Origin of the sequence: Massilia sp. LjRoot122 (assembly GCF_964252725.1) — a bacterium.
Lineage (GTDB): Bacteria > Pseudomonadota > Gammaproteobacteria > Burkholderiales > Burkholderiaceae_D > Telluria.
The window spans coordinates 1,026,485-1,046,232 of sequence record NZ_CAXUPB020000001.1 but is presented as its reverse complement, the minus strand read 5'-3'; the positions used below and the strand labels follow the sequence as shown (position 1 = coordinate 1,046,232).

The 19,748-nt window shown below is 68.3% G+C and carries 15 protein-coding genes; 6 read left to right on the top strand and 9 right to left on the bottom strand.

The window, feature by feature from the left end:
• Positions 1-50 precede the first annotated feature (50 nt).
• Positions 51-1,913: a glycoside hydrolase family 13 protein gene (locus tag ACSQ25_RS04495; RefSeq protein WP_436104512.1), complete on the top strand. Its 1,863-nt coding sequence runs from the start codon at positions 51-53 to the stop codon at positions 1,911-1,913.
• The gene (locus ACSQ25_RS04490; RefSeq protein WP_436104511.1) at positions 1,910-4,813 is read left to right on the top strand and encodes an MGH1-like glycoside hydrolase domain-containing protein; all 2,904 of its coding nucleotides are present in this window, start codon (positions 1,910-1,912) and stop codon (positions 4,811-4,813) included. The genes ACSQ25_RS04495 and ACSQ25_RS04490 overlap by 4 nt, the downstream gene beginning before the upstream one ends.
• Here the strand turns inward: ACSQ25_RS04490 and ACSQ25_RS04485 are convergent, their stop codons facing one another.
• The 4 genes from ACSQ25_RS04485 to ACSQ25_RS04470 all read right to left on the bottom strand — a co-directional run bounded on the left by ACSQ25_RS04485 (position 4,814) and on the right by ACSQ25_RS04470 (position 8,300).
• The gene (locus ACSQ25_RS04485) at positions 4,814-5,803 is read right to left on the bottom strand and encodes a diacylglycerol/lipid kinase family protein (protein WP_436104510.1); all 990 of its coding nucleotides are present in this window, start codon (positions 5,801-5,803) and stop codon (positions 4,814-4,816) included.
• Positions 5,804-5,870: 67 nt separating this feature from the next.
• Positions 5,871-6,392: a GNAT family N-acetyltransferase gene (locus tag ACSQ25_RS04480; protein ID WP_436104509.1), complete on the bottom strand. Its 522-nt coding sequence runs from the start codon at positions 6,390-6,392 to the stop codon at positions 5,871-5,873.
• The gene (locus ACSQ25_RS04475) at positions 6,389-6,916 is read right to left on the bottom strand and encodes an N-acetyltransferase family protein (RefSeq protein ID WP_436104508.1); all 528 of its coding nucleotides are present in this window, start codon (positions 6,914-6,916) and stop codon (positions 6,389-6,391) included. The genes ACSQ25_RS04480 and ACSQ25_RS04475 overlap by 4 nt, the downstream gene beginning before the upstream one ends.
• A gap of 103 nt (positions 6,917-7,019) precedes the next feature.
• Positions 7,020-8,300 carry an amidohydrolase family protein gene (locus ACSQ25_RS04470; protein WP_436104507.1) on the bottom strand — a complete coding sequence of 427 codons (1,281 nt, stop codon included), beginning with the start codon at positions 8,298-8,300 and terminating at the stop codon, positions 7,020-7,022.
• A 198-nt stretch (positions 8,301-8,498) separates the two neighbouring features.
• Here ACSQ25_RS04470 and ACSQ25_RS04465 point away from each other — a divergent pair, with 198 nt between their 5' ends.
• The 3 genes from ACSQ25_RS04465 to ACSQ25_RS04455 all read left to right on the top strand — a co-directional run bounded on the left by ACSQ25_RS04465 (position 8,499) and on the right by ACSQ25_RS04455 (position 12,816).
• Positions 8,499-9,164: a phasin family protein gene (locus ACSQ25_RS04465; RefSeq protein ID WP_436104506.1), complete on the top strand. Its 666-nt coding sequence runs from the start codon at positions 8,499-8,501 to the stop codon at positions 9,162-9,164.
• 120 nt (positions 9,165-9,284) lie between these two features.
• Positions 9,285-11,036, top strand: a complete 1,752-nt coding sequence (locus ACSQ25_RS04460; RefSeq protein WP_436104505.1) for an ABC transporter ATP-binding protein — start codon at positions 9,285-9,287, stop codon at positions 11,034-11,036.
• Positions 11,037-11,058: 22 nt separating this feature from the next.
• The gene (locus tag ACSQ25_RS04455; protein ID WP_436108022.1) at positions 11,059-12,816 is read left to right on the top strand and encodes an ABC transporter ATP-binding protein; all 1,758 of its coding nucleotides are present in this window, start codon (positions 11,059-11,061) and stop codon (positions 12,814-12,816) included.
• A gap of 1 nt (position 12,817) precedes the next feature.
• Here ACSQ25_RS04455 and ACSQ25_RS04450 read toward each other — a convergent pair whose 3' ends face one another.
• The 4 genes from ACSQ25_RS04450 to ACSQ25_RS04435 all read right to left on the bottom strand — a co-directional run bounded on the left by ACSQ25_RS04450 (position 12,818) and on the right by ACSQ25_RS04435 (position 16,947).
• Positions 12,818-13,672 (bottom strand): hypothetical protein, encoded by an 855-nt coding sequence (locus ACSQ25_RS04450; RefSeq protein ID WP_436104504.1) that lies wholly within the window; start codon positions 13,670-13,672, stop codon positions 12,818-12,820.
• 12 nt (positions 13,673-13,684) lie between these two features.
• Entirely contained in the window at positions 13,685-14,437 is a 753-nt protein-coding gene (locus ACSQ25_RS04445) for a DUF2243 domain-containing protein (protein ID WP_436104503.1), read from the bottom strand.
• An 84-nt stretch (positions 14,438-14,521) separates the two neighbouring features.
• Positions 14,522-16,075, bottom strand: coding sequence for a hypothetical protein (locus ACSQ25_RS04440; protein ID WP_436104502.1), 1,554 nt, complete (start codon positions 16,073-16,075; stop codon positions 14,522-14,524).
• Positions 16,072-16,947 carry an ABC transporter ATP-binding protein gene (locus ACSQ25_RS04435; protein WP_436104501.1) on the bottom strand — a complete coding sequence of 292 codons (876 nt, stop codon included), beginning with the start codon at positions 16,945-16,947 and terminating at the stop codon, positions 16,072-16,074. The genes ACSQ25_RS04440 and ACSQ25_RS04435 overlap by 4 nt, the downstream gene beginning before the upstream one ends.
• Positions 16,948-17,153: 206 nt before the next feature.
• Here ACSQ25_RS04435 and ACSQ25_RS04430 point away from each other — a divergent pair, with 206 nt between their 5' ends.
• Positions 17,154-19,190 carry a diguanylate cyclase gene (locus ACSQ25_RS04430; RefSeq protein ID WP_436104500.1) on the top strand — a complete coding sequence of 679 codons (2,037 nt, stop codon included), beginning with the start codon at positions 17,154-17,156 and terminating at the stop codon, positions 19,188-19,190.
• Between the two features lie 198 nt (positions 19,191-19,388).
• Here ACSQ25_RS04430 and ACSQ25_RS04425 read toward each other — a convergent pair whose 3' ends face one another.
• Positions 19,389-19,685 (bottom strand): hypothetical protein, encoded by a 297-nt coding sequence (locus ACSQ25_RS04425; RefSeq protein ID WP_436104499.1) that lies wholly within the window; start codon positions 19,683-19,685, stop codon positions 19,389-19,391.
• Positions 19,686-19,748: the final 63 nt, after the last annotated feature.

The following is a 19,748-nucleotide window of genomic DNA, read 5'->3' as shown; positions in this document are numbered from 1 at the left end:
CTGAAGCTGTAGTCTGACTACGCGAAATCAAAGAAACGCCCGATATCCTCATGAGACACTTCTTCGCCAGCATCCTGATCGGCAGCGCCGCCCTGTTCCCGCTTGCCGTCCACGCACAGTCCCCTGCGATTGCCCACATGGAGCCGCCCTTCTGGTGGACCGGCATGCAGCACAAGGGGCTGCAGCTGATGGTGCATGGCGAAGGCATCGCCGACCTGGAACCGAGCCTGGCCTACCCCGGCGTGCGCATCGCCTCGGTCACCCGGGTACCCAGCAGGAATTATCTGTTCATCGACCTGGAGATCGGCGCGCACGCGAAGCCGGGCAAGTTCGAGATCGTCTTCAAGGGCGCCGGCCGCCAGGCAAGCCATTCCTACCAGCTGCTGGCGCGCGCGCCCGGCTCGGCGCAGCGGATCGGCTTCAACGGCAGCGACGCGATCTACCAGATCATGCCGGACCGCTTCGCCAACGGCGATCCACGCAACGACAGCACCCCGGACACGCTGGAAAAGGCGAACCGCGCCAACGGCTCCGGACGCCACGGCGGCGACATCCAGGGCATCATCGACCGCCTCGACTACATCAAGGGCATGGGCTTCACCCAGCTGTGGCCGACGCCGCTGGTCGAGAACAATATGCCGGTCTATTCCTACCACGGCTATGCCGCCACCGACCACTACCGCATCGATCCGCGCTACGGCAGCAACGACGACTTCCGCCGCTTGTCAGCGGAGGCGAAGAAGCGCGGCATCGGCCTGATCCAGGACGTGGTGCTGTCGCACATCGGCAGCGGGCACTGGTGGATGAAGGACCTGCCGACCCCGGACTGGATCAACTATGGCGGCAAGTTCGTGCCGACCCAGCACCACCGCACCGCCGTGCAGGACCCCTATGCCGCGAAGGAAGATGCCGACAACTTCACGCGCGGCTGGTTCGTCGAGAGCATGCCCGACCTGAACCAGTCCAACCCGCTGGTCGCGAACTACCTCATCCAGAACAACATCTGGTGGATCGAGTACGCCGGCCTGTCGGGGCTGCGCATCGACACCTTCGGCTATTCGGACGGCGCCTTCCTGTCCGCGTACACGCAGCGCCTGATGGCCGAATACCCGAAGCTGAACATGGTGGGCGAGGAATGGAGCAAGCTGGTGCCGGTCGTCGCGCGCTGGCAGCGCGGCAAGGACAACTTCGACGGCTACCGCGCCTCCACCCCGAGCCTGATGGACTTCCCGCTGGCCGAAGCCATGCGCACCGCGCTCGCCACCAAAGAAGGCTATAACGTCTTCGGCGACGTATACGAGACCCTCTCGCTCGACTACCTGTACCCGGAACCGAGCAATCTGGTGCTGTTCTCGGATAACCACGACATGTCGCGCATCTGGAGCGTGGTGGGCGAAGACTTCGACCGCTACCGCATGGCCCAGGTGTTCCTGATGACGATGCCGCGCATCCCGCAGTTCTACGTGGGCGATGAAATCCTGATGACCAGCGCGACCAAGGAGCGCAACGACGTCAGCTACCGCAGCGACTTCCCAGGCGGCTGGGCCGGCGACAGGATCGATGCCTTCGCCGTCAAGGGCCTCAGCAGCCAGCAGCGCGCCGCGCAGGAACTGGTACGCAAGCTGGCCAACTGGCGCAAGGGCCAGCCGCTCATCCACCACGGCAAATTGATGCACTACGGCCCGCGCGACAACACCTGGGTCTATTTCCGTTATGACGACAAGAAGAAGCTGCTGGTCGCCTTCAACAACAACCCCAAGGAGATGGTGCTGGACGCAGGACGCTTCCACGAAATGCTGGCGGGCGTCGCCGGCGGCACCGATGTCCTGAGCGGCAAGCGCTTCGACCTGAGCAAGGAATTGCGCCTGCCCGCCAAGGCCAGCGTGATCCTCGAACTGGATGCCGCGCGATGAAGCGCTCCCTGCTGGCGGCCGCCGCCCTGCTCGCCTGCCTGTCCGCATCGGCACAGGAAAAGGCGCTGTACATCCGCGGCGCCTTCAACGGCTGGGGTACCGACAATGCCCTGGTCCACAAGGGCAAGGGCGTGTACGAAGCCGACATCCTGGTCAGCCCCGGCAACCATGCCTTCAAGGTGGGCAGCCGCGACTGGGCCGAGGAATGGGTGGCCGATGTCAACCAAAGCGTGACGGTGGCGCCGGACACGCCCTACCGGCTCGAAACCCAGGCGGGCCCGGAAGACTACCTGTTCGTGCGCCGCACCGGCACCTACCGCTTTACGGTGGACGCTTCCAATCGGGCCGCGCCGAGCCTGCGCATCGTGCGCCTCGAGACGCCGCAGGCGGCCGGCGCCCCCGACCCGCATGCGGGACGCAAGGCCGTCGCCGCGCTCACCTGGCCGACCTGGGACGGCAAGCAGGAAACGGCCCGCATCTCGTCGCCGGATGCGATGGCGCCGCTGCGCACCTACACGCACTCGACCACCCTGAGCCTGCGCGACCCGGGCCCCCAGCACAGCGAGTACCGCGAGGACGCCGGCCTGCCGCGCATCCGGACCGGCAACCTGGCCTATGACGCGCTGTTCGCGCTGGCCGGCGCCGAGATGCGCCTCGATTCGGTCAGCCATATCCGCGACGGCAATTACCAGGGCGGCGCCGCGATCCCCTGCGAGTGCTTCGCCACCGGCGAGAAGTGGCACTACGTCTGGACCCGCGATCTGTCGTATGCGGCCGACCTGGGCCTGGCCCTGCTCGACCCGCAGCGGGTGCGCAATTCGCTCGAGTTCAAGCTGTCCGGCTGGCGCAAGGGCGTGCCGATTGCGCCGCAGGTCGCCGGGAAGGGTTACGCAACTGAGGACGGCCTGCAGATCGTGCAGGACACCGGCAGCGGCGGCAGCTGGCCGGTCAGCACCGACCGCGTCACCTGGGCCTTCGCGGCCGAGGAAACCCTGCGCACCCTGCCCGCATCTGAGCGCACGCGCTTCGCCCGGCGCGCATTGGCGGCGCTGGCGAACACCATCGAGAACGACCGCATCGCGGCCTTCGATGCGAAAACCGGCCTGTACATGGGCGAGCAGTCCTTCCTCGACTGGCGCGACCAGAGCTATGCCGGGTGGATCCCGAGCGACCTGGCCTCGATGTCGACCTCGAAGTCGCTGTCGACCAACGTCGGCCATTACCAGGCCTTGCGCCTGGCCGCGCAACTGGCGCGCGAGCATGGCGACACGGCCCGCGGCAAGCGCTACGCGGGCTGGGCGCAAGCGCTCAAGCGCGCCATCAACCGCGAACTGTGGCTGCCCGGCGCCGGCATGTACAGCAGCCTGACGGCCGGCCACCTCGACGGCGCGCCCCTGCACAAGTTCGACTGGCTCGGCCAGTCGCTCGCCATCCTCAGCGGCATCGCCGGCGAGGAGCGCGCGCGTTCGATCCTGGCGCGCTATCCGCACGGCCCGATGGGTGCGCCCGTGATCTGGCCGCAGCAGCCGGGCATGCCGGTCTACCACAACCGCGCGCTGTGGCCTTTCGTGACGGCCTACGGCCTGCGTGCGGCGGCGCAGGCCGGGAACGTGGCGGTCGCCGATGCGGCCTACGATTCGCTGCTGCGCGGCGCCGCGCTGAACATGTCGAACATGGAGAACCTCGAGTGGCTGTCGGGCCAGCCGCTGCTGCTCGACGAACGCCATCCGACGCTGATCGGGCCGGTGATCAATTCGCGCCGCCAGCTGTGGTCGGTCGGCGCCTACCTCGGCATGGTGGTGGGCGAGGTGTTCGGGGTGTCGGTGCGGGACGAGGGCATCGCCCTGCGTCCCTTCGTGACCGCGAAGCTGCGGCGCGAGATGTTCGGCGCCAGCAGTGAAGTCTCCCTGCACGCGCTGCAGCTGCACGGCAAGCGCATCGACGTGCGCCTGCGCCTGCCCGCCGTGAGCCGGGACAATGGCTATTACGCGGTCGAGCGGGTGCTCCTGAACGGCAAGCCGGCCGGGCAAACCCTGCGCCTCGCACAACTCGCGGCGGACAACCAGGTCGAGATCGTGCTCGGGAAGCTGCTGGCCGGGCAGCAGGACATCCGCCGCGTGCAGGACGATCCGTATGCCGACGGCGGCGCCACGTTCGGTCCGCGCGAGCCGGCCATCACGGCATTGAAGCGCGATGCCGACGGTGTGACGCTGCAGATCGCCGGCAGCGGCAAGGAGCAGGATGTAAGCTACAGCATCTACCGCGACGGCAAGCGCGTGGTCGATGGCTTGCGGGCCGGCACCTGGACCGACCGCGCGGCAAGCGCCTTCGCTTGCTATGCGGTCGAAGCACGCTTCGGCGCAACGGGCAACCGCAGTCACCACAGCGCGCCGCGCTGCGCCGATGCCGGCATCGAGGTCGCCGTCACCGATCCGCGCACGGTCTCCAACCTCAAACTCAGCCCGCCGAATGCGCGCTTCGCGGCGCCCCACCTGGCCGGCTGGGGCCAGCCCGGCGACCGCTACACCGTCGAGCGTATCGAGGTGCCGGCGGCCGGCAACTACCAGGTCCAGCTGCGCTACCACAATGCCGCCAACCAGGTGAACCTGGGGATCAGCGGCGGGGTGAAATGGCTGGCGGTGAAGGACGGCCGCGGCCGGGTCGTGGCCCAGGGCGTGGTGGGCCTGCCGCATGCGCCGCTGGCGAAGGCGGACACGCCGACCGTGTATTCGACGCCGCTGGCGGTGCGCCTGGAGCGCGGGACCTACCGCATCGAGATGAGCGACTACTACAATATGAGCTATCTCGACAGCAACAGCAGCTTCAGCGCGGCCGGCGGGCTGACAGGACCGTCCAACCGCTTCGACATCTACGGGGTACGCCTGCTGCGGACGAACTAGTCATGCAGCCTCGGCCTCGCCGGGAACCGTACGCGCTTCCTTGCGCGACGGTCCCTGGGCCATCAGCAGCAGCCGCCCTTCCAGCACGCGGAATTCCAGCGGCATCGTCATCTTCGCCACTTCACCGTCGGCCGCCACCTTCATGTGCTTGCGGCCGTACACCGAGGGGGTGCGCACCAGCAGGCGCTTGAAGGCGAAGGCTTCCACCTCGTCATCGTCGCCCAGCCGTCCCAGCATGCCCCGCACCAGCAGGCGCAACAGGCCGAGCTTGCCCATCGGCTTGGGCGCGATGCCGACCAGCTGCCCGTCTTCCACCGCCTCGATCAGGCCGTCGCGCATGCCGACCTGCTCCAGCTGCAGACGATTATTTCCTATGAACAAAGTCGTGGTACGCAGGCGGCGTTCCTTGCCGTCGAGCTCGAGCGTGATGCGCAGGTGACGGTGCGGGCGCAGTGCGATCTTGATCGCCGAAAAGAAGGCGACGACACGGCTGCGCCCGTACTGGCGCTTGTCCTCTTCGCGCGCCTCGAGCATCTTCGGATACAGGCCGACGCTCGCGTTGACGAGGAAGATCTTGTTGTTCAGCAAGCCCACCTGGACTGGCTGCACTTTTGCGCGCAGCAGGGCATAGACGGCCTCTTCCAGGTCTTCGGGAATGCCGTGGGTGCGGCCGAAATAGTTGAATGTTCCTTGCGGCAAGACACCGAAGGGACAGCCGGCCAGCACCGCTTCGTGGGCGACCGTGTTGATGGTGCCGTCGCCGCCCGCCGCCACCAGGATGCCGCCGCTGCCGGCGGCGCGCGCCGCCAGCTCATGCGCTTTTGCGGCCAGCTCGGCCGGATCGTCGACCAGCTCCAGGTGGCAGCTGCGGCCGGCTGCTGCCAGCACGGTTTCGATGGTCGAGCGACGCAGCGCGGTCTCGGAATGGCCCGATCCGGCGTTGAGGACAATATAGAACGGTGCGTCGGGGCTCGGTTCGGTGGTCGGCATCGATGGTTCGATCGGTTGATGGATCAGCGACGCCATCCTACCACCACCGGCGCAGCGCCACGGTGCGCTAGCGCTCCCGGGACAGGGCCATGCCGTAGAGGTTGAGCGCGGGTTCGCCTTCCACCAGGGAGCGCGTGCCTTCGAAGCACATGCCCAGCCTGAGCAGCAGCCCGATCGAGGCCGCATTGCCCGGAGTCGTGATGGCCACCAGCCGCGGGATGCCGAGCGTGCGCGCATGCGCCACCACGGCCTGGGCGGCTTCGAAGGCATAGCCCTGCCCGCGATGGCGCGCCAGGAAGGCGTAGCCGATATCGACGTCCTCGAGGGTATCGCGCTTGATCAGGCCGGACAGGCCGACCGCTACCGCGCCCTCGAGCAGCTCCACCATGTACATCGAGTGGCCGCGCGTGCGCTGCATCGTTACCGGGCCCTCCTCGATCGACTTGACGGCGTCGTCGAGGGTGCGTACGCCGCGGTCGCCGATATGTTCGATGAAGGCCGGGTCGTTGAGGATGTCCAGGTAGACGGCGGCATCGCGCGCGTCGACCAGGCGCAGGCGCAGGCGATCGGTACGCGCCACCTCGGTCATGCGTCTACCGTCGGCCAGTGGTCCGGGTCGTGCAGCAGCTGGTACATGACGTAGGCGTCGACGTAGCCGAGGCGCTTGTGGCGGTAGGCCTTGGGCAGGGTGCCGACGATCGAGAAACCGAGCCTCTTCCACAGCCGGATGGCGGCGGTGTTGGTGCTCACGACGTAGTTGAACTGCATGGCAAGATAATGCAGGCGCCGCGCCTCCGCCAGGCTGTGCTCGCCGAGCAGGCGTCCGACGCCGGCGCCCTGGGCCGAGGGACTGACCATGTAGGAAGCGTTGGCCACGTGATGTCCGCGCCCGACCTGGTTCGGCACCAGGCGGTACATGCCGAGCACGCGCTCGCCGCCGGAGGTCGCGACGAAGCTCGTCACCTCGGGCCCGAGCCAGTAGGCATGGCCCGCCTCGCGCGAGATCGCGGTCGTGAACGGATAGGTTTCGCCGGCGGCGACGTGGGCACAGAAGATGCTCCACATCGCATCGAAATCGTGCTCACCGGCGGGACGGATCTGGATGTCTTTCACGGTGTCGGAAGGCGTTGCTGAACTGGAAAGCGCTCTATTCTAGCCGCAATCGGTACGCGATTTCACGTATCGTGCCGTCCTTTTTGTCGGCATTGTCATTCCGCTATTGCGCAGGCGGCATCCTGAAATCGGTGCCGGCCGGCCGCCCCGGCAGGTGCAGGGTCACCCGCGCAGACGGTGCCTCGGCCACCACGGCGCCGCGCCGCACCACCAGCCTGCGCGGTGCGCGCAGGCGGATCGCTTCCACCGTGGAGCCGGCGTCCAGCAGCACCAGGTCGGCATGGCAGCCAGGCGCCAGCCCGTAGCCCTCGAGGCCCAGGATGCGCGCCGGGGTCTCGGTCACCGCCAGGAAGCACTGGTGCATCGCCTCCACGCCCGTCATTTGCGCCACGTGCAGGCCCATGTGCGCCACTTCCAGCATGTCGCCCGAGCCCATGCCGTACCAGGGATCGAGCACGCAATCGTGGCCGAAGGCGACGTCGACGCCGGCCGCGAGCAGCTCCGGCACGCGGGTCATGCCGCGCCGCTTCGGGTAGCTGTCGTGGCGGCCCTGCAGCGTGATGTTGATCAGGGGGTTGGCGATGGCGGCGACGCCGCTCTCCGCGATCAGGGGCAGCAGCTTGCTCACATAATAGTTGTCCATCGAATGCATCGAGGTCAGGTGCGAGCCGGCCACTAGGCCCTGCATGCCGAGGCGATGGGTCTGCGCGGCCAGGGTCTCGATGTGGCGCGACATCGGGTCGTCGGTCTCGTCGCAGTGCATGTCCACGCGCCGGTCGTGTTGCGCCGCGAATTCGCACAGCAGGCGGATCGATTCGACGCCGTCCGCCATGGTGCGTTCGAAGTGAGGGATGCCGCCGACCACGTCGACGCCCATCGCGATGGCGCGCTTCAGGTTGTCGAAGGCGCCGGGACTGCGCAGCAGGCCGTCCTGGGGGAAGGCGACCAGCTGCAGGTCGAGGTAGGGCGCCACCTGCTTGCGCACTTCCAGCAGCGCCTCGACCGCCAGCAGGCGGTCGTCGCAGATGTCGACGTGGGTACGGATCGCCAACAGCCCGCGCGCCACCGCCCAGTCGCAATAGCGCAGCGCGCGCTCGACCAGCGCATCCTGGGCCAGCTGGGGCTTGAGCTCTCCCCACAGGCGGATCCCTTCCAGCAGGGTGCCGCTGCGGTTCACCCGCGGCAGGCCGTAGCTGAGGGTCGAATCCATGTGGAAGTGCGCGTCCACGAACGGTGGACTCACCAGGTCGCCGTCGGCATCGATCTCGCGCGCGCCCTGCGCCGCCAGCCGCTTTTCCACGGCGGCGATGCGGCCGCCGCTGATGCCGATGTCGATGCCGCGGCTGCCGTCCGGCAGGGTGGCATTGCGAATCACGAGATCCATGCGCGCTCCTCTTGTTGTCTGGCTGATTGTAACCATTTCCTGCCGGATTTGAGGGCTGAGCGACATTCATGAAGCCATGAGATGCTGCGGCGCAATATTTCTCGCTTTAAAGTATAAAATAAGTAGTTGGCAACACCTGCCTTTCATGGATACACTAGTTGATATTGCAGTGCGCCATAAACTGACAAGGAAACCTTCATGACATCACTCAGCGACCAGTTTTCCGCAGTACGCAAGGCCCAGTTCGAAGCACAGTTCGATTTCTTCAATTCCATGACCACCCAGGCGCTCGAGAGCGCCAGCCGCGTGGCTGCCCTCAACCTGGCGGTATCGCGCGACGCGGTCCAGCGTTCGCTCGGTACCGGCTTCGCACTGCTGAACGCGCGCGATCCACGCGACGTCTTCACCCTGGGCGGCCAGGCCGAAGAGCAGGTGCGTCACCTGTTCGACTATGGCCGTGAACTGCTCGGCATCGCCAGCGGCGTGCGCCCGTATGTCGCGCTTCCGCAGGCACTCGCGCAGGCGCGGCAGCAGCCCATCGAGACTGTCGAGGTGGTCGAGCGTGCAGCCGAGGCCGTCGTTGCGCCTGCACCTGCTCCTGCAGCTGAACCCGTCGCCGCAGCGCATGTCGCCGCCGAGGCTGGCGCCGAAGCCGAACCCGTCGTCCTGGCCGAGCCGGCGCCTGAGCCGCTGGCCGCCGTGACCGAACCCGCACCTGCCGCCGAACCGACGGCCATCGCCAAGGCCGCCGGCAAGGGCACACCCCGCGCCGCCGTGGCCCCGCATCCGGACGCCGCCCCGGTGGCCGCCGCCGAGCTGCCGAAGGTCGAGATCGCACGCCCGTCTTCCAAACGGAGGAAGTAAGCGATCCCTGCCGGGTGCGCACGAGCACCCGATTGGCAAAGCGACTACACTAGCGGGCTTCGGCCCGCTAGTCGTTTCTGGACGCAAAAATCGGGCCGCAAAGATCTCCAAGGAAACTGTATGAGTCTTGCAAGCCTGATCGGCGGTTTCGTCCGCCGGCATTGGCCCGCCTATGTCTCGTCGGCCTTCATGCTGGCCGGCGTCGCCATCTGCACGGTCTTGATTCCGCGCAAGGTTGGCGCCCTGATCGACGGCCTGGCGGCGCACAGCCTGGACCAGCGTGCACTGCTGCTCGGCCTGGCCCAACTGCTCGGCCTCGGAGTCGCCATCTACGTGTTGCGCGTGGGCTGGCGCATCCGCCTGTATTCGGCCGCCTACAATCTCGGCGTCGAGCTGCGCACCCGCCTGTACGCGCGCCTGTCGAACCAGGGACCGGCCTTCTACCAGCGCCAGCGCACCGGTGACCTGATGGCGCTGGCGACCAACGACATCGACGCCATCGAGATGGCGGCCGGCGAAGCCATGCTGGCTGGTTTCGACGGCACCCTCACCCTGGTCATGGTGCTGGGCATCATGACGCTCGGCGTCGATCCGCGCCTGGCCGGGATCGCCCTGCTGCCCTTCCCGCTGATGGCCTTCGCGTTCTGGCGCATCTCGAGCCAGGTCCACACGGCCGAGGCCGACGCACTGAAGCGTTTCTCGGCCCTGAACGACCACGTGCAGGAATCCTTGTCCGGCGTACGCACCCTGCGCGCGCTCGGCCTGGAAGCGCGCAGCAGCGCCCAGTTCAGCGAACTGGCGGGCAATGCGGCCGCCGCCAGCCTGAGTGCGCAGCGCTGGGAGGCCGCCTACGAACCCGCGGTCGGCCTGACCCTGACCGCCGCCACCGGCCTGACCCTGGGCCTGGGCGGCTACCTGGTCTGGAACAATGAGCTGACGGTCGGCGCCCTGACCAGCTTCTCGATGTACCTGGGCCAGCTGATCTGGCCGATGTTCGCGGCCGGCTGGGTGCTGTCGCTGATCGAACGCGGACGCGCCGGCCTGGCGCGCCTGCAGCCCCTGCTCGATGCGCCCTTGAGCGTCGAGGACAAGGGCAGGCTGGACGCGGTCGGACGCGGCGCGCTGGTGCTGGACCGGGTGGGCTACGCCTACCAGGATGCCGAGCGGCCGGCGCTGAGCGAGGTATCGGTGCGCCTGGAGCCGGGCCAGACCCTGGGCCTGGTCGGCCCCACCGGCGCCGGCAAGTCGACCCTGCTGCGCGTGCTGCTGCGCCAGGCCACCCCGCAGCACGGAACGGTCGCCTGGGCCGGCCACCCGATCGAGCACTACCGCCTGGAAGCCCTGCGCGCGGCCATGAGCTGGGTGCCCCAGGAATCCTTCCTGTTCTCGGCGACCATCGCGGAGAACATCGCGCTGGCCCGTCCGGGCGCCTCGCGTGCGGAGATCGAAGGGGCGGCGCAGATGGCCTCGATCCACGACGACATCCTGCGCTTCCCGCAGGGCTACGACACGCCGGTGGGCGAGAAAGGCATCACGCTCTCGGGCGGCCAGCGCCAGCGCGTCGCGATCGCGCGCGCCCTGCTGGCCGACAGCGCCCTGCTGCTGCTCGACGATGCCCTGTCGGCGGTGGACACCGGCACCGAAACCCGCATCCTCGAACACCTCGAGGAATTGCGTGCGGCACGTCCCGAACGCGCCGCCATCATCGCCAGCCACCGCCTGTCGAGCGTGGCCGGGGCCGACCGCATCGTGGTGCTGCGCGACGGCCGCATCACCGAGTCCGGCACCCACGACGAACTGCTGCTGCTGGACGGCTGGTATGCCAGCCAGTGGCGCTACCAGCAACTGGAGGCCAGCATTGACGCCGACTGAACCCAAACTCGACACCAGGGATATGCGCACGCAGGCCAGGCAGGCGGCCGGCCTGCTGCGCCGCGCCGCCGCGCCGGAGAAGCGTCACTTGTATTGGGCCACCTTCTGGCTCGCCATCGCGGCCGGCCTCGAAGTACTCGGCCCCTTGCTGGGCAAGGCGCTGATCGACGACCACCTGTTGACCCGCAACCTGGACTGGACCCGCATGTCGCTGCTGCTCGGCGGCCTGGTGCTCACCGGCTGGGCCTCGTCCTGGATCCGCTACCTGCAGCTGATCCGCCTCTCGGGCCTGGCGATGCGCTCGGTGCGGCGCCTGCGCGAATGGGTCTACGGCCACGTGCTGCGCCTGCCGATGGCCTTCTTCGACCGCGCTATCACCGGCCAGCTGGTGAGCCGCGTGACCAACGACACCGAGGCCGTCAAGACCCTCTACATCCAGGTGCTGTTCGTGATGCTCGACTCGAGCATTGTGCTGGTCGGGACGCTGGCGGCGATGGCCTGGCTCGACTGGCGCCTGATGCTGGTGGTGCTGGCCCTGGTGCCGGCCGTGGTCGGCATCGTCTGGCTCTACCAGCGCCTGTCGGCGCCGGCGGTGACGCGCGCCCGCGCCCTGCGCAGCGACATCAACGGCCAGATGGCCGAATCGATCGGCGGCATGAGCGTCCTGCAGGCGAGCAATGCCCAGCTGCGCTTCGGCGAGCGCTTCCTGCACACCAACCGCGCGCACCGCAAGGCACGCCTGGCCGAACTGAAGGCCAATGCCTTCCTGCTGCGCCCCGCCCTGGACCTGCTCAACGTGGTGCTGCTCACCATCGTGATCTACGGCTTCGGCCAGCGCCAGATGAACGCGGTGGAAGTGGGCGTGCTGTACGCCTTCATCAGCTACATCGCGCGCGTGGTCGAGCCTCTCATCCAGATCACCATGCAGTTCAGCGGCCTGCAGCAGGCGGTGGTGGCCACGGCGCGTGTCTCCAGCCTGCTCGACGAGACCGGCGCGGCCGAACATGCCCTTGGGCGCGTGGGCAACGAGGCGGCCTTCGATCCGCAGGCGCCGGCGGTGCGCGTGCGCGGCCTGAACTTCGCCTACGTGGCAGGCCAGCGCGTGCTGCACGACCTGTCGCTCGACATTCCGCAGGGCGCCTTCTTCGGCATCGTCGGCCACACCGGCAGCGGCAAGTCCACCCTGCTCTCGCTGCTGCTGCGCTACTACACGGCGGACGAGGGCAGCATCGAGATCGGCGGCCTGCCGCTTGCCTCGATCGGCAACGAACGCTTCCGCAACGAAGTGGGCCTGGTGCCACAGGATCCCTTCATCCTGGCCGCGACGGCGCGCGAAAACATCGACATGGGACGCGGACTGCCGCTCGATCGCATCGAGGCGGCGGCGCGCGCCGCGCACGCGCACGGCTTCATCGCGGCATTGGAACAGGGCTACGAGACCCAGCTGGGCGAAGGCGGTTCGCGCCTGTCCTCGGGCCAGAAACAGCTGATCGCGATCGCGCGCGCACTGGCGGGTGAACCGCGCATCCTGCTGCTGGACGAAGCGACTTCGCGCATCGACAGCGCCACCGAGCAGATCGTGCAGGAAGCGCTGGAGGAACTACGCGGCAAGGTGACCATCATCGCGATCGCGCACCGCCTGTCGACGATCCGCGCGGCCGACCGCATCATCGTGCTGAACCACGGCCGCATCAGCGAGGCCGGTTCGCACGAGGAGCTGATGCGCATCGAGGGCGGCCTGTACCAACGCCTCTACCTGCTGCAGCAGATCGCGGTCTAGCTCAGCCCTGCCGGCGCCGGAGGTCGTTCACGACCTGGGTGGCGAGCCGGTCGAGCGCCGCGAAATGCGGGCCCAGGCCCTGCTGCAGGGCCGCCGGGACGCTGTCGGCGCACCAGCCGAGCTGCATGCACAGCTCCAGAGTGCGCGGTGATGCCGGTCCACAGTCGGCGCCCAGGCGGCAGGCGACCAGCGCGGCGCCGAAGGGAATGCCGCGCGCAGTCGAATCCCGTTCGTCGCGCACCGGCGCGCGTTCCAGGATGACCGGGGCAAGGAGGGAAGCGATGACCTCGGGATTGCCCTGTTCGAAGGAGGCCAGCAGCATCCGCATGCGGCCTTCCGGACCATCGGCGGCCAGGTAGTCGAACAGGCTGCCCAGGAGCGGGTCGGTGGCCAGGTCCAGGTGCCGGGCCGCGTGGAGCTCGCGCTCGGCATCGGCCAGGCCTTCGGGCGTGAAATCGCAGCGCCGCAGCAGTTCCTCGGCGGCTGTGCGGCGCGGCGCCGGGAGGTCGGACCTTGTTTTCTCCAATGCGCGGCGGCAGGTCTCGAGCACATTGCTCGCATAGAAATAGGCACCGTCCCCGGGCTTGCGCATGGCCTCATAGAAGAATACGCGCAGGCTCCGGGCATGCACCAGTTTCGCGTGCATGTCGCGCCAGGATGTCCCCGGGCGCTGTTCGACGGCCGGCGCCGTGGCGGCGGTGTGCGCCGCCGGCAATGGCGCGGCGGCCGGCGCTGACACCAGGGCCGGCGCGGGCAAGGCGAGCTTGACCGGTTCCGGGGAAGGCATGGTCCCTACCACGACGCCGGCGAGCACCGCACTCAGCACGGCGCCAATGACGATTTCACGAATCCGCATGTCGGCATCTTATCAGCCCTTGCTCCAGTTGAAGCAAGCCGCCGGCACCCCTGCCCCGCTCACCAGCAGCGCGCCGTGCCGGTAGAAACCCCAGCGCCTTTCCTCCGGCACGGCCACCACCACGACGCCCATCGCGCGGTCGCTCCACACCAGGCGCGCGTCGAGGGCGTCGAGGGCCGCGAACACCTCGCGCGGGCCGGCGCCGGGCTGGAATACCACGGTGACGAAGCCGGTCTGGGCCGGCGGGACCAGGGCCCAGGCACCGGCGCCGGACGTCACGGCCACCAGCGCCAGCATCGCCGCCCCGCCCTGCAGGCCCGGACCGCCGCCCTTGCGCCGCAGGCGCAGGCCGAGCGCCAGCGGCAGCAGGCCGAACAACGCCAGCCACAGCAGGTCCCACAGCAGCGGCGCTTCGCTGTCGATGCGGATGCGGTGGATCCCGAGCAGCCAGTGCGAGAGCGCGGCGTCGACCACGTGCCAGAGGCCGAAGCCGACCAGCACCGCGCCCGCCAGCGGCCAGCCCCAGTTGCCGGCGCCGCGCCGGTGCAGGCGCCACAGGCCGACCAGGCCGGCCAGCGCGATCAGGTACATCAGCGCATGGAACCAGCCGTCCCACAGCACCTGCAGGCGCAGCTCATCGATGCCCGGAACCAGGCTGAGCAGATGGTGCCATTGCAGGATCTGGTGCAGCAGGATGCCGTCGAAGAAGCCGCCCAGCGCGAAACCAAGCACGGCGCCCCAGCGCGCCCACGGTGTGTTCCACATCGCCTTCCTCCCGAGCAGGACATGACCTGCCCGAGTATAGCCAGGCCGCCGTGACGGCCGATGCACCATTCGTCAAGGAATGCGCTAGCTGCGGCGGCTCCATGCGGCGCCCGCCGCCACCGCCGCCAGGCCGGCCGCGAGGAAGCCGGCGGCTGTCGCCAGCGTGGCGTCGCCGTGGAAGCCGACCACGTCCATCATCGCCATGCCCTTGGCCTGGATCATCACGTAGAAGCCGAACAGGAACAGACCGAGGAACAGGCGCGGCGTGCGGCTCAGTTGGCCGAACAGGGCGGCGCAGCCGGACAGCCCTACAAGGCCGGCCAGCAGCGCGAACGCGCGCACCGGCTCATCGAGGCTCCAGCGCAGCCCGACGCTTCCCATGAACAGCAGGCCGAGCAGCAGCGCGGCCGCCCACTGGCGCAGGAAGCGGCGGCGGATTCCGCCCGGCACGGCGGCGCTCAGGCCGTCGCAGCCGGCGCTGGTGTCGCGCGTGCTGCTCTCGCTGCACAGGATGCCCCAGAAGGCCAGCGCTCCCGCCAGCAGGCCGGGCAGGAAACTTGCCGGCAGCAGCAGGCCGCCGGCCAGGCAGACGGCGAGCACCAGGACCGCGCTGGGCGCCGACATCAGCACCAGGCCGGCATCGGCCAATACCTGACCCGCCGGTCCCGGCAGGCGCGCGGCCAGGCGCATCAGGGGCTGCACGGTGCGTGCCAGCGGGCGCAGCCAGCCGTTCAGCAGGGCCAGCGGCGAACGTCGCCGGCGCGCCTTGCCGGCCTTGACCCGGTCCGGCGAGAAGCGGTGGAACAGCAACACGGCCGGCAGCAGCGGCAGCAGGGCCAGCCCGCAGGAGAGCATGCGCTCGCGCGCCATGGCCCCGCTCCACAGCCATTGCGGCAGTTCGACCGGGGGCAGCGCGGCCTTGAAGGGCATCATGCCGATGCCCATGGCCGCCGTGTCGGCATGGTGGCGCAGGCCCATGATCGCATTCGACATGCCGGTGAAATCGACCAGGGTGAGCCAGGCCGGCGCCCCGCCCTCCTCCACCGCGCCCCCGACCGACAGCTGCGCCACCCAGACCATGAAATACAGGATGTCGCCGCCCTTGCCCATCAGCGGGCCCCAGCTGTCGCACAGCACCGCGCAGCTGGCGGCAAAGAAGGCCATCGGCAGCAACAGCAGCGCATAGGTCTGCAGGTAGACCAGGGGCTGGAGCGGGCCGTCGCCGCGCAGCAGGTGGCAGGCGAAGGTGGTCAGCATGAAGGCGCCGAGCAGCAGCACCAGCCAGGCGGCGGCGCCCAGCCAGCGGCTGGCGACCAGCAGGACGTCGCCGGCCGGGGTGGCGCCGATCACGCCGCCGATCCCGCTGCGCAGGTCCTCGCCGGTGCGTCCGCGCGCCAGGTAGAAGCCGGCGAGGCTGAACAGGAGGCTGGCCATGGTGGCGCTGCCGACCGCCAGCGCGGAACTGGTGTACAGCACGCGCGCGTCGTTCAGCACGATCAGGGTCCGGCCGGTGGACACGTCCTCGATCATGGCCCAGGTGAGCGCCACCACGGCCAGCACCGCCACCAGGGTGGACAGGCGGCGCAGGCGCAGCCGCACTTCGCTGCCGGCCAGAAGGAACAAGGGGTGCGCCATCATGCCGCCTCCGCCTCCGCCTGCAGCGCATAGCGCTGCGCCATCAGGGCTTCTTCCAGGCTCGGTTCGGCCTCGCGCGCGCCCAGGCAGGGCAGCTCGGGATGCGCGATGCGCAGCAGCATGCGGCCGTCCTGGCGCTGGGCCTGCAGCACGTGCACGCGTTCGCGCAGCGCCGCATAATCTGCTTCGAGCATGCTGACGCTCCAGACCTGGCCGCGTGCGCGGCGCAGCACCGCGTCCGGCGTTTCGTGCGCGACCAGCCGCCCCGCCCGCATGATCGCCAGTTCGGTCGCGATGCTCTCCACGTCCGACACGATGTGGGTCGACAGGATCACCAGCTTGCCCTGCCCGAGCTCGGCCAGCAGGTTGCGGAAGCGCAGCCGTTCTTCCGGGTCGAGCCCGGCGGTCGGTTCGTCCACCACCAGGATGTCGGGATCGTTCAGCAGGGCCTGGGCAATGCCGAGGCGGCGCTTCATGCCGCCCGAGAACGAGGCCGCCGGCCGCTGCGCCTGCTCGTGCAGGTTGACCAGTTCCAGCAGCCGGCGGATCCGGGCCGCGTCGCGCACGCCCTTCAGGGCCGCGAAGTACTGCATGAATTCGAGCGCGCTGAGGTTGGGGTAGACGCCGAAATCCTGCGGCAGGTAGCCCAGGCGGCGCCGGATCGCGTCGGGCTTGCGCACGATGTCGACGCCGTCGAACAGGATCTGGCCTGCGCTGGGACGCGCCAGGGTGGCGATCATGCCCATCAGGGTCGACTTGCCGGCACCGTTGTGGCCGATCAGGCCGACCACGCCCTGGCCCAGCGACAGCGTCACGTCGTCCACCGCCTTCAGGTCCTTGCCGAATTGTTTGCTTACCGCGCGCAGTTCCAGCATGTCTTTCCCCTCGTGTTGTTGTTGGGTCGACTATAGGAAAGGGATGGCGCCGGTTCCAGCGCTTTGCGACAAGCGGTCAAAAACGGGGGATGAGCGCGGTGTGTCTTTTTGGTGACAATTGGGGAGAAAGCGAATTTCCCTTGTGCAACAGGAATATAATTGAATGACATCAACGGATGTGACTTTGCCAGCGTTCCGATACTTCCATGGCCCATCTCCACCCCTGCCTGCCAGCGCTTCTCCGATGCATCGCACTTGCCGCGGCGCTCAGCACCGCACCAGTGGCGGCGGCAGACGGTACGACGTCCCTGGCCGGCCGCCTGGCGGAAATCCGTGAACTCAACAAGTACGTGCCCGGGCGTGCCCTGCCGATCCTGCTTGCAATGGAGCAGGAAGGCCGGGGCGCAGCGCTGAGGGAGCGCATCGAGTTCCTCAACCAGCTGTCGAACGGCTACTACGGCCTTGGCAAGCTCGAAGAAGCCGGCGCCGTCGCCGACGAGCTGGTAGCCATCGGCCGCAGCCGGAACAACAAGGTGGCGCTCGCCAAGGGGCTGCTGCGCAAGGCCTACATCGCCTACCGCCGCTCGGAACTGGCGGAATCGCACCAGCTGGCCTGGGAAGCCGAGCGGCTGGCCTATACCACGGATGACAGCGACCTGAAGGTATGGGCGACGATCTCGTCGGGCGAGTCCTTTAAAGAAGAAGGCAACTTCCCGAAGGCGCTCGAGCGCCTGCAGGCGGCGGCCGCGCTGGCGCGCAGGCACGGCGACCCGATCCAGATCGTCATGTCGCTGAATGCCCTGATCGGCCTCTACGAGCAGATGCGCGAGTACGACAAGGGCTTCGAAGCGCTGGCCGAAGCCATCGAGGCGGCGCAAAAGACGAATTCGCCGGGACGCATGGCGACCCTCAAGCACGCCGAATACGGCCTGGCGGCCGCCACCGGCCAGTACGGACGCGGCCTGAAGGCCCTGCTCGAAAGCCTGGCGATCGAGCGCTCGCTCGGCGCCCACGCGAGCGCCGCCTATTCGCTGGTGAACCTGTCGGATTGCTATCTGAAGCTGCGCGACTACCGCAATGCCGCGCGCTATGCCGAACAGACCGTCACGGCGGCGCGTGCGCTGAACGACGCCGGCCTGGAGGCGACCGCGCGCCTCAACCTGGGCCAGGCCTATCTGGCCACCGGCCGCCTGGCCGAGGGCAAGCGCCATATCGAAGCCGGCATGACGGCCTACGAGAACCTGGGCGACCAGCCGCAGCTGCAGGCGGTGCTGGTCGAATACGGCCAGGCGCTCGAACGCGCCGGCGACCTGCCGGGCGCGCTGCGCGCCTACCACCGCGAACGCAAGATTTCGAACGCGCTGTTCGAGAAGCGCCGCCAGCGCGCGGTACTCGACCTGCAGGCAAAATACGAAACCGAAAAGAAGCAGCGCCAGATCGAACTGCTGCGCAGCGAAAACGAAGTCAACCGCCTGCAGCAGCGCGTCTGGTGGCTGCTGGCGGCGGTCTTCGGGCTGGCTTCGGTGGTAGTCGGCCTCCTGTACCGCAAGGTGCGCCAGGCCAACGCCAAGCTCTACGAAAAGAACCGGGAACTCAAGCAGCAGAGCGTGCTCGACCCGCTGACCGGGCTGTACAACCGCCGCCATTTCCTGGAATACATGCGCGCGATGCCCCAGCCCGGCCTGCAGGCCGCCGCCGCCGAGCAGTGCGGCGCCCTCTTCCTGCTGGACGTCGACCATTTCAAGCACATCAACGATACCTGGGGCCATGCGGCCGGCGACGCAGTGCTGACCGCCATGTCCGCCAGCCTGCGCGAGATCCTGCGCGAGACCGATATGATCGTGCGCTGGGGCGGCGAGGAATTCCTGGCCTTCCTTCCCGCCATTCCGCGCGCGGGCCTGGACGAAGTCGCGCAGCGCATCCTGGCCGGGATCTCGGCGGTGCGCATCGCGCACGGCGGCCACTCCTTGAGCGTGAACGTATCGATCGGCTTCGCGCCCTTCCCGCTGTGCTGCGGCGGGCAGATGCTGCCCTGGGAACGTGCGGTCAATATGGTGGACATGGCGCTGTACCTGGCCAAGTCGCATGGCCGCAACCGGGCCTACGGGGTGCAGGGCTTCGGCGATCCGGCACAGGTCTGCGTGGAAGAGATCGAGCAGAACCTGGAGCGCGCATGGCGTGCGGGGCAGGTGAATCTGTCGGTGGTGCTGGGGAATCAGCAGGAGTTACGGGCCAGCGCGTAGAGCGTGGCTACCAACGCATGCGCCGTCGTTCCGGCGAAGGCCGGAATAATGCCACTGGCATTATTCCGCCCAAGTTCGTCGCGCGCTGCTTCCTCCTCGCGCTGAACGCAAACTCTGAGCGACGGAATTGGATCCCGGCCTTCGCCGGGATGACGGCTTTTAGGGCGGCTAATTAATCACAAGCTGGCTATCGGTCGATTAATCAGCCACGTCCTGGATCTTCTCCCCGGCGTCTTCCACTTTCTCGCCGACCTTTTCGGTGGCCTTCTCCAGGCCGTTCCTGGCATCCTTGGTCGCATCCTTGATCTTCTCGCGCGCTTCCTCGGCGGCCCGGTCGGCCTTGGCCAGCTCCTTGTCCACCTGGTGGGTGACCTTGGCCCCGGCGTCGTCCAGCGCCTTGCCGGCGCGTTGGGCCGGCCCCATCGCTTCTTCTTCACGGCTGCAGCCTGCCAGCGCGGCAAGCAGCAGCAGTGTGCCCAACATGTTCGTTTTCATGTCCGCCTCCTGGCTGTCTGCTTGCCGACCAGCATACACCGGCGCCGGAAAACGCGGCTGACG